Annotated in this window: 10 protein-coding genes; 7 read left to right on the top strand and 3 right to left on the bottom strand. The window is 42.8% G+C overall.

Going from position 1 to position 13352, the window contains the following annotated elements:
* The first annotated feature begins 59 nt into the window (after window positions 1-59).
* Entirely contained in the window at window positions 60-2600 is a 2541-nt protein-coding gene (locus tag D1367_RS06950; protein ID WP_118165065.1) for a calcium-binding protein, read from the top strand.
* 414 nt (window positions 2601-3014) lie between these two features.
* On the opposite strand, the gene D1367_RS06940 is transcribed toward D1367_RS06950, so the two are convergent.
* From D1367_RS06940 to D1367_RS06930, 3 genes are read right to left on the bottom strand one after another with little or no spacing between them, the layout of a single operon-like run.
* Window positions 3015-4628 (bottom strand): hybrid sensor histidine kinase/response regulator, encoded by a 1614-nt coding sequence (locus tag D1367_RS06940; protein ID WP_118165062.1) that lies wholly within the window; start codon window positions 4626-4628, stop codon window positions 3015-3017.
* Between the two features lie 53 nt (window positions 4629-4681).
* Window positions 4682-5290, bottom strand: coding sequence for a chemotaxis protein CheC (locus D1367_RS06935; RefSeq protein WP_118165059.1), 609 nt, complete (start codon window positions 5288-5290; stop codon window positions 4682-4684).
* 6 nt (window positions 5291-5296) lie between these two features.
* Window positions 5297-5662 carry a response regulator gene (locus tag D1367_RS06930; protein WP_118165055.1) on the bottom strand — a complete coding sequence of 122 codons (366 nt, stop codon included), beginning with the start codon at window positions 5660-5662 and terminating at the stop codon, window positions 5297-5299.
* A 620-nt stretch (window positions 5663-6282) separates the two neighbouring features.
* Here D1367_RS06930 and D1367_RS06925 point away from each other — a divergent pair.
* From D1367_RS06925 to D1367_RS06895, 6 genes are all read left to right on the top strand, one after another.
* The gene (locus D1367_RS06925) at window positions 6283-8517 is read left to right on the top strand and encodes a chemotaxis protein CheA (protein WP_118165052.1); all 2235 of its coding nucleotides are present in this window, start codon (window positions 6283-6285) and stop codon (window positions 8515-8517) included.
* Window positions 8510-9121, top strand: a complete 612-nt coding sequence (locus tag D1367_RS32090; RefSeq protein ID WP_225892323.1) for a chemotaxis protein CheW — start codon at window positions 8510-8512, stop codon at window positions 9119-9121. The genes D1367_RS06925 and D1367_RS32090 overlap by 8 nt, the downstream gene beginning before the upstream one ends.
* A gap of 17 nt (window positions 9122-9138) precedes the next feature.
* Window positions 9139-10443, top strand: a complete 1305-nt coding sequence (locus tag D1367_RS06910; RefSeq protein ID WP_118165049.1) for a methyl-accepting chemotaxis protein — start codon at window positions 9139-9141, stop codon at window positions 10441-10443.
* A gap of 460 nt (window positions 10444-10903) precedes the next feature.
* Entirely contained in the window at window positions 10904-11200 is a 297-nt protein-coding gene (locus tag D1367_RS31680; protein ID WP_220451009.1) for a hypothetical protein, read from the top strand.
* Window positions 11169-12230 carry a protein-glutamate methylesterase/protein-glutamine glutaminase gene (locus D1367_RS06900; protein ID WP_118165046.1) on the top strand — a complete coding sequence of 354 codons (1062 nt, stop codon included), beginning with the start codon at window positions 11169-11171 and terminating at the stop codon, window positions 12228-12230. Before D1367_RS31680 ends, D1367_RS06900 begins: the two co-directional genes overlap by 32 nt.
* 11 nt (window positions 12231-12241) lie before the next feature.
* On the top strand, window positions 12242-13084 hold the full coding sequence (locus D1367_RS06895) for a CheR family methyltransferase (protein WP_181985091.1): 843 nt from the start codon (window positions 12242-12244) through the stop codon (window positions 13082-13084).
* The last annotated feature ends 268 nt before the right edge of the window (window positions 13085-13352 follow it).

Raw genomic sequence — 13352 nt, 5'->3', positions numbered from 1 at the left:
TAGATGACACCTCTGCCAGCGAATATCTCTGAATCAAACTTATAACTGAGGGGATTGATATGCCAGACATTATTGGAGACAACAGGAATAACACTCTAATTGGCACGTTTGAGAATGACGCTATCCTTGGTCTGGGCGGTGATGATAACCTCTTTGGTCGGGGTGGCAATGATGACCTCTTGAGTGGGGCTGGCGATGACTCGCTTAATGGCGAAGACGGCAATGACCTTCTCAATGGTGAGGACGGCGAGGACACCCTGCTTGGTGGGTTCGGCGATGATATCCTCCTTGGTGGATCTGGCAATGACCTTCTCGATGGCGAGGAGGGGGACGATCAACTCCTTGGCAGAGGCGGTGACGACACCCTGCTTGGTGGGTTCGGCAATGATGTTTTCCTTGGTGGATCTGACAATGACCTTCTCGAAGGCGGGTACGGAAATGATCGACTCTCTGGAGAAGACGGTAAAGACCAACTCTTTGGCGGGGAGGGGGCTGACACGCTCAATGGCGGGGCTGGCGATGACCAGATTGATGGCGAGGAAGGCAATGACAGCTTGATTGGTCAGACTGGCGATGACACCCTCCTTGGGGGGGCTGGCAATGACCGACTCGAAGGAGGGGACGGGGATGACAAAATCTTTGGTGGGACTGGCAATGATACTGCTGACTATTCAAATAGCACTGCTGGTGTCACCGTTAACCTAGCGACTCGAACTGCCAGTGGAGGGGCAGGGAATGATGTCCTGTTTAATATGGAACAAGTCTTTGGTTCTGGTTTCAACGATTCCATAACTGGCGGGCGCGGTAATGACACCCTCTTGGGTAGAGGTGGCAATGACCTGCTTGATGGTGAAGTTGGCAATGACCTGCTTGATGGCGAGGAAGGCAACGATATTGTTCGTGGTGGGGCTGGCGATGACACCTTGCGCGGTGGGACTGGCAATAACCAACTCTTGGGTGGAGATGGTGTTGATACTGCTGATTATTTAAGTGCCACTACCGGAGTCACGATTAACCTTGCCACTGGAACTGTTACTGGGGAGGGCAGGAATGATGTCTTGTTGGAAATTGAAAGATTCGTTGGTTCTAGGTTCAATGACACCCTCTTGGGCGGAGCTGGCAATGACTTCTTCCTCAGTGGTGGGAACGGGAATGACTCTATCAATGGTGGGGCTGGTAATGACCGCCTGTTTGGCGATAACGGCAATGACACCCTCCTTGGCGGGACTAACGACGACTTTATCAATGGCGGGGACGGCAATGACTCCCTGCTAGGCGGTAGCGGCACTGACATCCTGCTTGGTGGGCTTGGCAATGACCAACTCTTTGGTGAGGACGGCAATGACTCCCTCATTAGTAGAGAAGGCAATGACATTCTGTTTGGTGGTAGCGGCAATGACATTCTCCTTGGTGGAAGTGACAATGACACTCTCCTTGGTGGAGGCGGGGATGACCAACTCTTTGGTGGAGATGGCGTTGATACTGCTGATTATTTAAATGCCACTGCCGCAGTCACCGTTGACCTTAGCACTGGAACTGCCAGTGGGGGAGATGGGAATGATGACCTGTTAAATATCGAGCAAGTCTTTGGTTCTAGTTTTAACGACTCCCTGATTGGAGGAGGCAGCAATGATACCCTCTTTGGCAGAGGCGGCAATGACACCTTGCTTGGTGGGGATAACGATGACTTTCTTGATGGTCAGGAAGGTAATGACCTCGTCTTGGGCGAGGATGGGAATGACAGCCTGTTTGGCGGGACTGGCAATGACCAAATCGAAGGAGGGGAAGGCGATGACACCCTCCGTGGCGGGGTCGGCAATGACAACCTCCTTGGGGGGCCTGGAAATGATGTCTTCATAGGCGTTGATACAAACGCTTCTGATTCTCCTGGATTAGGGGAGGTTGATACCCTAACTGGAGGGCCTGGGGAAGATCAGTTCTTGCTTGGAGATGCTACTAATGTCTTCTATGACGATAACAACAGTGGAAGTAGTGGTTTTGCAGACTACGCTACCATCAGTGGCTTCAGCTCCAACGAAGATACAATCCAGCTCAAAGGAACACTGGGAGACTATCGCTTGGAGACTGTGGGAGCCAATACAAGGGTATTTCTGGACAACTCAGGGGGAGAGGTAGATGAACTCGTTGGTGTTGTGCAAGCATCGCCTCTGAAGCTTGATAGTAACGACTTCCTGTTCTACGAGAAAGAAAATGCTCGACAAGGAACAAACAACACACTAGCCACTGCTGAGAAGCTAGGTACTTTAACATCAGGTTCAGAAGTTAATACCTCTGCTGAACTGGCAAGACTTCCAGGGAACAATCCTGATTTCGACTTTTTCACATTTTCTTTAGGTAACCCAGGAACTGTGACTATCAGCACGTCGAATTATAACGGTTTCTTTCCAGTTCTCGGTCTATTTAATAGTGCCGGGAACTTACAGAGTTCCAGTACTTCTACATCAATCACCGCTTCACTAGGGGCAGGTACTTACTCCATTTCAGTAAGTGATTATGATTACTTCCCGCAAAATGGCGGAACTTTCAGTTCTGGCTCTTTTGATCCTGGTTCTTATACACTAGGAGTCACTGTAGCCTAAAGACAAATAGTACTAAGGAATGAGGATTAAATTAGATCCATAACTTTTTTCTGGGGGCATGGCACTGAAATGCTTCTATGCAGGAAATCTGGAAGTTAATAAATCCTCATTCCTAAGAAAAGCGGAAACAGTTGCTAATTAAGAAGTTTGCAATTGTTTTCGTGATTTTTGTCGAGGTTTTGTCATGAAGGGGTAAGCTTTGGGGCGGCGTTTTTGATTCAGCTAGTCGAGTTATCGCACTTTACGAAAATCTCCTAGAATAGCAGGAAAAGGCTCACAACGAAACTCTAGAACAACGTGAGGCTTGAAAAGATATGGATTTACCAAAAGCGCCAAGAACTTGAGCAAGTACAGAATGGGCTGGAAGTAATTCTTAATAAATCCACTATAGTTTAATCGCATTCCTTACAGGCTTCAGTTTTTAACAAGGGCTGCGATCGCAGCCACCAATTCGGCAGGATCGGCTGGTTTAGCGATATGGAGTTGAAATCCGGCTGTAAAAACCTGTTTTTGTGTCGTTTCTGCGGCGTAAGCAGTTAGGGCGATCGCGGGAATTTGTCCACCTAAATCGGCGGGCATTGCTCGTAACTGTCGGATCAAAGTATAACCGTCAACATCTGGCATACCTAAATCGCTTAACAGCAAATCTGGCTTTGACTTCATAATTGCAGTTAGTGCTTCACTGGCAGATGCTGCGATCGTCACGATTGCCCCCTGCTGTTCTAATAGAAAAGCCAGAAATTCACGGGTATCAGTATTATCATCTACAACTAACAAACGTATTCCTTCTAGTGGAGCATAAAGCGTACAGGATGGATAGGAATCTTCTGATACATTCTGATTTTCCTTTCCTAATTCCAGATTTTGAAACACGGGTAGGCTAACTGTAAATGTCGCACCTTGCCCTTCTCCTAAACTCTCTGCCAAAACTGTACCGCCATGTAACTCGACAAGTTGGCGCACAATCGCCAAACCAAGTCCTAGTCCACCAAAACTTCGGGTTGTCCGACTATCTGCCTGACGGAAATACTCAAATACGTATGGCAGAAAGTCAGGACTAATACCTTTACCCGTGTCACTAACTCTCAGTTGTACCTCAGAATTAATCTGTTCTAAGTAGACTTCGACTTGTCCACCGGATGGTGTGAATTTAACAGCGTTAGAGAGTAGATTCCAAATAATTTGTTGAATCCGATTACTATCACCCTTCACCTGTCCAATTTCTCTATCCAAATGAAGACTAATTTTAATCGACTTTGCTTCTGCTGCCAATTGCACTGTCTCTAAGGCAGCTTCAATAGTAAAAATAAGATTAACAATTTCTAAATTAAGTGCTAGTTTGCCCTGGAGAATGCGAGAGATATCCAACAAATCTTCAATCAACTGAGCTTGTAATTCAGCATTTCGTTCGATGGTATCAAGGGCACGCACAGTAGTAGCTTCGTTTAATGAGCGGTTTTTCAGTAGCTTTGCCCAGCCTAAAATTGGATTAAGAGGAGAACGAAGTTCATGAGAGACAATTGCTAAAAATTCATCTTTGATGCGGTTTGCTCTCTCAGCAGCTTCTTTCGCCTGTTGACGTTCTTCTGCTATTGCTAGAGCCTGATCGCGGAGGTTTTTATATTCGTGAACTCGGAACGTTAAATCTGTCAAATCTTCAATTGAAAAGAGAGCATAAAATTTCTCTCCATCCAATGCAGACACAGCAGTAACAGTTGTGTGTTGAATGCGGTATTTATCTTTGGATACAGGTACTGGAATAATATATTTATGCAGTTGAGAAGAAAAAATTGCCGGAGGCCCGCCTTGAAAAATTTGGTACAAACGGCTAGCGTAACGAGGTTGATTTAGATGAGGAAAATATTCATGAATAGAATTTCCCAAAATCTGACTTCTGGGAATTTTTGTCCATTCCTCTAAGCAGCAGTTCCAGAAGATAACAATATAATCTGACTGTAGAATAAATGCTCCTAAAGGAATTTTATCTAAAAGGCTAAATTTTTCCTGAGCTTGTTCAATTATATTCATTGGATTCTCAAACTTCTTTAAGACCTTTCTCCACTATTTTTGCTAATATTATATTATTGGATTATTCCCATTTCCTCATTCATTGCATTGATCAGCGCATCAAAAGTGCCCACCAAAAAGATTAAAATAATATCGCCGATAATTTCTAAGCGTTCAATTGTGAAACTGGCTTGTGCTAGTAAGATTTTTGAATCGCTCTCGTATGCAGATAACAATAAATTTTCCAGCGTATCTTCTAAATAAACGGGCAATGTGTAGTTTAGATGCCGCTTTAGCACATTACTGAGTGAACCCATTACCCCATTGATCACAATGTTACCAATTTCGCTCAGAGTGCCAATTTTAACCGCATCTAGGTCAACCGAGCCTGGATCTTCACCTGTAAGCACTGCAACCAATGTTGATGCGCTGTCAGTTGGAAAAATTAAGCTAGCAGTGCCATAGAAAGAGCCTGTAAAGCGTAGTTTTACAGATGCCAAAGTCTGATCGTGAAATCGTGTTGCTAATTCTTGATATGCATCGTTAGCAGTTAAGACTTTAACAACCGGAATTTTCAGACGAATATGAGAATCTACCATTTCATTCAGTAGACTTGCTGCTCGACCGACTCCAATATTAATTAACTCTTCTAGGGCATCCAGTTCTTCTTCTGTCACATTCATGAAAACTTATTCCTTAGTATTAAGAACTTCCTGGACTACCTTTCGCAATTCACTTTCTTTTGGCGGTTTATTAATAAAGTTGACTGCGCCCAAGCTATAACTTTGATTGCGTGCCCCTTCTTGGATATCGGCAGAAATGATAATGGTCGGAATCTTTAATTTTTTATCTTGCATAGCTTTCAGAAATTCAAACCCATTCATATCTGGCATGAGAAGATCCGCTAATACACAATCTGGCTGATGGTTGTCAACCATTTTTAATCCCTCACGCCCATTAGTTGCTTCGATAATTTCATAGCCATCGACTTGCAGAAACTTACGGATCATTCTGCGAGAAAAAGCTGCATCATCGATAATCAAAACCACTGCCATCAGCTTTGTCCTTTTTTGCTTTAGCTTAATAATTATTGATTTAGGCTAATTAGCCTACATTATTAATTAAAAGGAATGAATTAAAGAAGAAATCAATATAATTTTACAATTATCAATAATCAGAGTTTCGGAAAAATTATCAAACTCGCTGAAACTATTATCTTGTGGAGCTAAAATTTTTAATAAGGGAAAATTTTAAAAATTTGTTAAGTATTTGAAATCCGATCTAATGCCAGCTTTGCTATCCGTTGCCAATGCAAAACTGTTGTGTGGTGGATATCGGTTACTTGCTCGATTTATCGCAGGGTTATACCATTAAGATACATTTTGAGGCATCATTGCTTGATATCGTTTGAGTAGCACCAAGTTTGTTAGAATTTGATAAACTGACGATCGCATTATTTGCACTTGTAATACTGTCTGTCTTAACGACGACTATTCTTGAAAGTTTAAGTTGAATGGCAACGATAAGATTGCCTGTCTTTTAACTATATCATTAAGGCAAATATAATGTCTTCATCCTGAGACAAGACAAACATCTCTCTTTCGATAGAGATTGCAGAGGTGGAATATTAAATTAGTATTAAAATAATATATATAAAACTTTACTTTATTAACCAATGGAGTTAAATGAAATTGACGATGATATAGAAGCATTTCTTGTTGAAAGCTATGAGAACTTGAATCAAATTGAAGGCGATATTATTGAGCTAGAGAAAGCATCTGGTGATGGAGAAGCATTAGTTCGGATTTATCGCTCACTCCATACGCTTAAAGGAAATTGCGGCTTTTTACCGTTTCCTAATTTGGAATCACTTGCTCATGCTGGAGAGAATTTGCTCTCGTGTCTGCGCGATCGCACGATCGCAATCACCCCTGACATTATTAGTATTTTACTACAAACAGTTGACGGCATTCGGCAAATCTTGTCTCAAATTCAAGCTACAAAGCATGATGGCGATGTCTACGACGGGCTGCGCCTACGCGATTATTCAGCACTGATCGCGGCTTTAACCCGATTGTCAGAAACTAAACAGACTCCAAAACCCTCTCAATCCCATGAGCCTATTGTTAATATACAAACGCCACAAATAGATACAGCAGGTAGTGATGTTGAGTCTGTCAATCACGAACTCACAGAAATATCAACGACAACATCAGAATCTGCTTATATCCGAGTCAATGTTAATCTACTAGATCAGATGATGAACCTAGTGGGTGAACTCGTTTTAGCCCGTAACCAGGTAATTGGATTTAGTACGAAGTTTAAAGATAATAGTTTTGCTGCTACCTGCCAGCACCTGAATTTACTTACAGCCCAGTTGCAAGAAGGGGTGATGAAAACTCGGCTGCAACCAATTAGTTCCATTTGGCAAAAGTTCCCTCGCGTCACCCGCGATTTAGCGATCGCTTCCGGTAAAGAAGTTGAAGTAGAAATGGAGGGAACAGAGACTGAACTAGACAAAAGTATTATTGAAACAATTAAAGACCCCTTAACACACTTATTACGCAATTGCATCGATCATGGCATTGAATTACCAGCCGAGCGCGTTGCTTGTGGAAAGCCAAGGGTAGGACGGCTATTTCTCAGAGCCTTTCACGAAAGCGGCAAAGTCAATATTGAAATTGGCGATGATGGTCGCGGTCTGAATTTAGAACGGCTCAAAGAGCGATCGCAGCAACTTGGTTTAGTCAACGCTGTGCAAGCTGCAACCATGAGCGAATCAGAAGTGATGAACTTAATTTTTTTATCCGGCTTCTCGACTGCTCAACAGGTAACTCACCTTTCCGGGCGTGGGGTTGGGATGGATATTGTCAAGAGCAATATTGAGAAGATTAACGGAACGGTTGAAATTTACAGCCAACAGGGACAAGGAACGACCTTTAAAATCAAGATTCCCCTGACATTGGCAATTATTCCAGCATTGATTGTCAGCAGTGGTGGCGATGTCTCACGACAAGCCGCTCCGCGTCTACGCTATGCTATTCCCCAAGGGAGTTTACTAGAACTAGTACGCCTAGAAGCACTCAATAGTATTGAGATGTTATACGATGTACCAGTGTATCGCTTGCGGGGTAATCTTGTGCCCTTGATTTACCTCAATGAAGTATTGCAACAGGATAGTCTTAGGAACTTAGAAACACTCAGTCTGGTAATTGTGGAAGTTGATAATTATCGCTTTGGACTGGTTGTGGACACAATCGAAGACATCCAAGATATTGTAGTTAAACCTTTGGGAAGACAGTTAAAGGCGCTATCCCTATTTGCAGGAGCCACCGTTTTAGGGGATGGCACAGTGGCATTAATTATTGATGTTGTCGGTCTGGCAAACCAAACTGGTATAACCGCCAAAAAGCAGTTGTTGAGCGAAAATGCTGCAAATAGCCAAAAGCAAGCAGGCTCACGCCAAACAATTTTACTCTTTGAAGGGCCCCAAGGCGCACGTATGGGCATTCCACTAGCGATCGCATTTCGGCTTGAGGAGATTCTTGCTTCTGCTGTCGAAAAAGTGGGTAATCAGCATGTCTTCCAGTCTTACGGGCGAATTTTGCCACTGATTGATCTTTATCAGATATTTTGCGTTGGCGATCGCTTTAATGATCAGGCTTTGGCGACAGTTACAGAAACGCTCCAGATAGTTATTGTCTCTCCATACTCAGAACTCAGTGTTGGGCTAGTAGTCGATCGCATTCTTGATATTGTGGAAGAACCACTAACCATTAAAGGTATTCCTAGTAGACCTGGTGTGCTTTTCTGTGCTGTAATTCAAGGACAAATCACAGAAATTATTGACATTGAGACTGTAATTCGGATTGCCAACCCTCATTTGCTGCAACTGGCTACTCATGACTGAACAACAAATTTGCACATTTTTTCTTAAAGGAGCTTACTTTGGTATTGACGTGCAACACGTTCAAGAAGTGATTCGTCCCCAAGCAATGACTCGTGTACCTTTAGCACCACCAGATATCTGTGGGTTAATTAATTTACGTGGACAAATTATTACTGTCATCGATTTGCAGCGTCGATTAGAGATGAACGAACCGCAGACACAATCAACTACAAAACTTGGAGATGAGCTTGATTCACACTATGTGGAAAAACCAACGCGAAACCTCCCTTCTCTACAAAGGAAGGGGGAGAATTCAAAGCCTCTCTCCTTGCAGGAGAGAGGTTTGGAGAGAGGTTTTCCAGATCCCGTGAAAAATCAGGTAGATGAACCGCAGGGATTTAATGTCATTGTGTGTTCTGATAATGAAGTAGTTAGTCTGCTAGTCGATCGCGTGGGAGATGTTCTAGAGTTCGCACAAAACACCTTTCAACCCCCACCCGCAACGTTAAAAGGTAAAATACGTCAGATGCTAGCAGGAGCTTACCCGCTCCCAGAGGGATTTCTGTTAGTTCTAGACGCCGAGAAAATTCTAGATGTTAATTTAATAAATCAGATTATCGAATAATTGAGGAGCGCTTTGCAATGACTACAAATCGGGCTGGGAAAACACCCAACTCTAAATCTGCCTCGGTGGATAGTGCAGATTCACAATCGGCTGATGACAGTGTGATAAAAGTGCAATTGCAAGCGTTATTAATAGCACTAAAGGCTGTAAAAAACGGTGATTTTAGCGTTCGTTTAGCTGATGAGAATAATGAACTGGGTGAAATTACCTCAGTTTTTAATGAATTGGTGAGTTTAAATCAAAACTTTGCTAACGAAGTTAATCGCTTGGCATCCGAGATTGGTATTGAAGGGAAGCTTGGTTCTCAAGCCGTTGTCAAAGGAGCAGGTGGGAGTTGGAAAGAATCACTCGACAACTTGAATCAGATGTCTACAAATTTAAGAGAGCAGATAAAAGGTATTAATGAGGTCAGCCTTGCCGTTGCTCAAGGAAATTTATCCAAGCAAATCGAGGCAAGCAATGCAGGAGAGTTTAAGCAGCTCACGGATAATGCAAATCAGATGATTAGCAGCCTACAGTCTTCAATCAGACAGATGACAGAGGTGGCAACAGCAGTTGCATCTTCAGCAGAAGAACTGACCGCAGTCAGCAAAGAAATGACTGAGAACGCCGAACAAACAGCCGAACAGGCCACTTCTGCGTCTGCTTCTGCTGAACAGGTAAGTCAGAATACTAATACAGTTGTGACTGCCGTGGAAGAGATGAATGCTAGCATTCGAGAAATTGCTAAGACCGTTACTCAAGGAGCAAAGGTAACGACTGAGGCAGTTAAAACAGCTGACCGCACCAATGAGACAATTAACAAACTCGGTCAAAGCAGCATCGAAATTGGCAAAGTTATTAAAGTCATTACCGCGATCGCAGGGCAAACAAACCTGCTAGCACTCAATGCTACCATTGAGGCGGCTAGAGCCGGGGATGCCGGTAGAGGATTTGCCGTAGTCGCCAACGAGGTGAAAGAATTAGCCAAACAAACGGCAAATGCTACTGAAGATATAAGCTTGCGAATTGAAGCAATTCAAACAGATACAAAAAGCGCCGTTCAAGCCATCACTCAGATTACTAGTATTATCAATCAAATCAACGACTTCCAAAGCACGATCGCCAGTGCTATTGAAGAACAAACAGCAACTACAAATGAAATTGGTCGAAATATGGCTGAGGCAGCCAAAGGAACCTTAGATATTGCCAAAAGTATTGGAATTGTGGCACTCAATACTCAAAGTACGACTACTGGAACCAGTAATACCTTAGAGGCAGCTACAGAATTATCTCGAATGGCAGTAGATTTGCAGAAAGTCGTCAATCAGTTCAAGTATTAATTGAAGCACAGGTGTCAACTTAACGTAAAAGTCATGTCCCGCAAGGAACTGAAGTTCCTTGCTAATAGCTAAAGTCATCTTCAGATGACTAAATAAGCTAATCGTCATTCATTTTTCCAAAATGATTCGCTTTAGCTTATAGCTGTTTCCGACCTAGTGATACCATTTCACTTTACTAGTGATACAAATACGTTAGTAAGGGCATGGCATTGCCATGCCCCTACGATAAATCTATGTGTATCAAGGTTTTCGTGAATTGGTATGAGGTACACGCGTAGGGGCACGGCACTGCCGTGCCCTTACACCTTGCGATATAATGTTGTACCGCATCTGAATGGGAACCGCTATATACCTAAAAATCTTTAGTCTACTTCAGTAGACTTTAGCTATTAGCCTTGAACTTTAGTTCCAGGCGGGTGAGGAAGCCAACAGATATATTTTAGAATGCAACAATGAGCCTTTGAACTCCATTAAAGAGTCTTTGAACTCCATTAATGAGCCTTTGAACTCCATTAAAGAGTCTTTGAACTCCATTAAAGAGTCTTTGAACTCCATTAATGAGCCTTTGAACTCCATTAAAGAGCCTTTGAACCCCATTAAAGAGCCTTTGAACCCCATTAAAGAGCCTTTGAACCCCATTAAAGAGCCTTTGAACTCCATTAATGAGTCTTTAATACTCGTAAACAAGCATAAAAATTCCCCCTGCCCCCAATCCCCAATGCCCAATGCCCAAAATCCGGGTACTAATTGTCGATGACTCCGTAATAGTGCGGAGTCGAGTAAGTAAAATTTTGTCTAGCGATCCAGAACTGGAGGTGGTAGGAGTCGCGGCTAACGGTCGTATTGCCCTTGCCAAGATTTCCCATGTTAATCCCGATGTGATCATTTTGGATATTGAGATGCCGGAGATGGATGGTTTGCAAACCCTGGCCGCTATCCGACAAAAGTATCCACGTTTACCAGTAATTATGTATAGTACCTCCACACACAGGGGAGCGATCGCAACCCTAGAAGCTCTTTCTTTAGGTGCTTCAGACTATGCCACAAAACCTAGTAACTTAGGAAGTGTAGAGGCAACAAATCAACATATTCGGGATGATTTAATTCCCAAAATTAAGGTATTTGGTGCATTTTTCACACAAAGCGCAATTACCCATCCGGTTGTTTTTCCCGTTTGTCGGGATATACAGCAGGTGGAAGTTGTGGCAATTGGGGTTTCTACCGGAGGCCCAAATGCTTTAGCTGTAATGCTTAAGGAGTTTCCAGCAGATTTATCAGTGCCGATTTTGATTGTGCAACACATGCCGCCAATCTTTACGAAACTACTAGCTAAACAATTAGCTTCCAAGTGTCAAATCCCAGTAGATGAAGCGGTTTCTGGACAGATACTAAAACCGGGACACGCCTGGATTGCCCCAGGAGATTTTCATCTAATTGTGCAACGTGACAAAACTGGGGTTAGACTTGTTACCCATCAAGCAGCCCCCGAAAATTCTTGTCGTCCTTCAGTCGATGTGCTGTTGCGATCGGTTGCACAAGTTTATGGAGGTGGGGCGATCGCTGTTATCCTCACAGGTATGGGGCAAGATGGCTTACATGGCTGTCAGTGCATACGCGAGGCGGGTGGACAGGTACTTGCACAAGATAAAGCTACTAGCGTCGTGTGGGGAATGCCTAGTTTTGTCGTTAATGCCGGACTTGCCAATCAAATTCTTCCACTTAATGAGATCGCAGCTGAAATTATGCACAGAATTCGTTTCAATCAAGTTCCTCCTTCAGACCTGTAATTAAACAGATTATGGGTGTAAGCAGCACTGATTTTGAGTATCTTCGGGAATTAGTTCATCATCATTCAGCAGTTGTGTTGTTTGGTGATAAAACTTATTTAGCAGAGTTACATTTGCAGCCAATTGTCGAATCGGCAGGATTTGCTTCGATCGCTGATTTAGTGACTTACTTGCGAACTCAGCCGTTTAATAGTCTTCATGCCCAGACAATCGAGGCGCTAGTCACTAACGAAACTTCATTCTTCCGTGATAGCCACCCTTTTGAAGCACTGAAAAAATACATACTACCAGAGTTAATTAAACAACGAGAAAGTGAGCGATCGCTCAATATTTGGTGTGCTGCTTGCTCTAATGGACAAGAACCTTATAGCATCGCCATACTAATTAATGAACATTTTCCCATGCTTAGTAATTGGTCTGTAAATTTAATTGCGACTGATTTTTCTACTAAGGTTTTAGCGCGGGCCCGCGAGGGGCATTATAACCAGCTTGAAATCAATCGTGGACTCCCTACAAATATTCGCGATCGCTACTTTCAAAAACTAGATAATGACTGGCAAATAAAAGAACAAATCCGCCAGATGGTTGATTTTCGTCAGTTAAATCTTTTGCAATCTTGGTCATCTCTGCCGCAATTTGACGTTATCTTTTTACGGAATGTTTTAATCTACTTTGATGTTGTTACCAAGAAAGCCTTGCTAAAAAATATCAAGCAGCAATTAAGTCCAGATGGCTATTTTTTTCTTGGTAGTGGTGAGACGACTATCAACCTTGATGAATCATTCAAGCGGGTTTTATTTGACAAAGCTATCTGCTATCAATTGCACAATCCTGAAGTTAAAATTCCCGATTGAGGTAAAATCAGCAAACTGTTGTTTTCCGCCATTTTCCTCATAACTATTAAGGGTTTTGACAAAATATTGACAGTTACAAATTACACAAATTTGAAAAAAGAATGCGACAAATAGACCATTTGTAGAGACGCGATTCATCGCGTCTTAAGGATGTGTTGCTGTTGAAAATGCCCCTAAAGGTGAGTTTAATTTAAGTATCGCTATAAAAGGAGTTAAAAAAGTATATTTTTTTAACTCCAATTCCCTATTTAGTTTTAAGTTTTTCGAG

The sequence above is a fragment of the Nostoc sphaeroides genome, assembly GCF_003443655.1.
GTDB lineage: Bacteria > Cyanobacteriota > Cyanobacteriia > Cyanobacteriales > Nostocaceae > Nostoc > Nostoc sphaeroides.
This window is presented reverse-complemented; position numbering and strand designations above follow the sequence as displayed.

What these genes read in the sequence shown, in the direction of transcription:
- D1367_RS06930 (WP_118165055.1), bottom strand. Translation starts at nt 5,662, where the DNA reads ATGGCAGTGGTTTTGATTATCGATGATGCAGCTTTTTCTCGCAGAATG.
- D1367_RS32090 (WP_225892323.1), top strand. Translation starts at nt 8,510, where the DNA reads ATGACTGAACAACAAATTTGCACATTTTTTCTTAAAGGAGCTTACTTT.
- D1367_RS06940 (WP_118165062.1), bottom strand. Translation starts at nt 4,628, where the DNA reads ATGAATATAATTGAACAAGCTCAGGAAAAATTTAGCCTTTTAGATAAA.
- D1367_RS06935 (WP_118165059.1), bottom strand. Translation starts at nt 5,290, where the DNA reads ATGAATGTGACAGAAGAAGAACTGGATGCCCTAGAAGAGTTAATTAAT.
- D1367_RS06925 (WP_118165052.1), top strand. Translation starts at nt 6,283, where the DNA reads ATGGAGTTAAATGAAATTGACGATGATATAGAAGCATTTCTTGTTGAA.
- D1367_RS06950 (WP_118165065.1), top strand. Translation starts at nt 60, where the DNA reads ATGCCAGACATTATTGGAGACAACAGGAATAACACTCTAATTGGCACG.
- D1367_RS06895 (WP_181985091.1), top strand. Translation starts at nt 12,242, where the DNA reads ATGGGTGTAAGCAGCACTGATTTTGAGTATCTTCGGGAATTAGTTCAT.
- D1367_RS06910 (WP_118165049.1), top strand. Translation starts at nt 9,139, where the DNA reads ATGACTACAAATCGGGCTGGGAAAACACCCAACTCTAAATCTGCCTCG.
- D1367_RS06900 (WP_118165046.1), top strand. Translation starts at nt 11,169, where the DNA reads ATGCCCAAAATCCGGGTACTAATTGTCGATGACTCCGTAATAGTGCGG.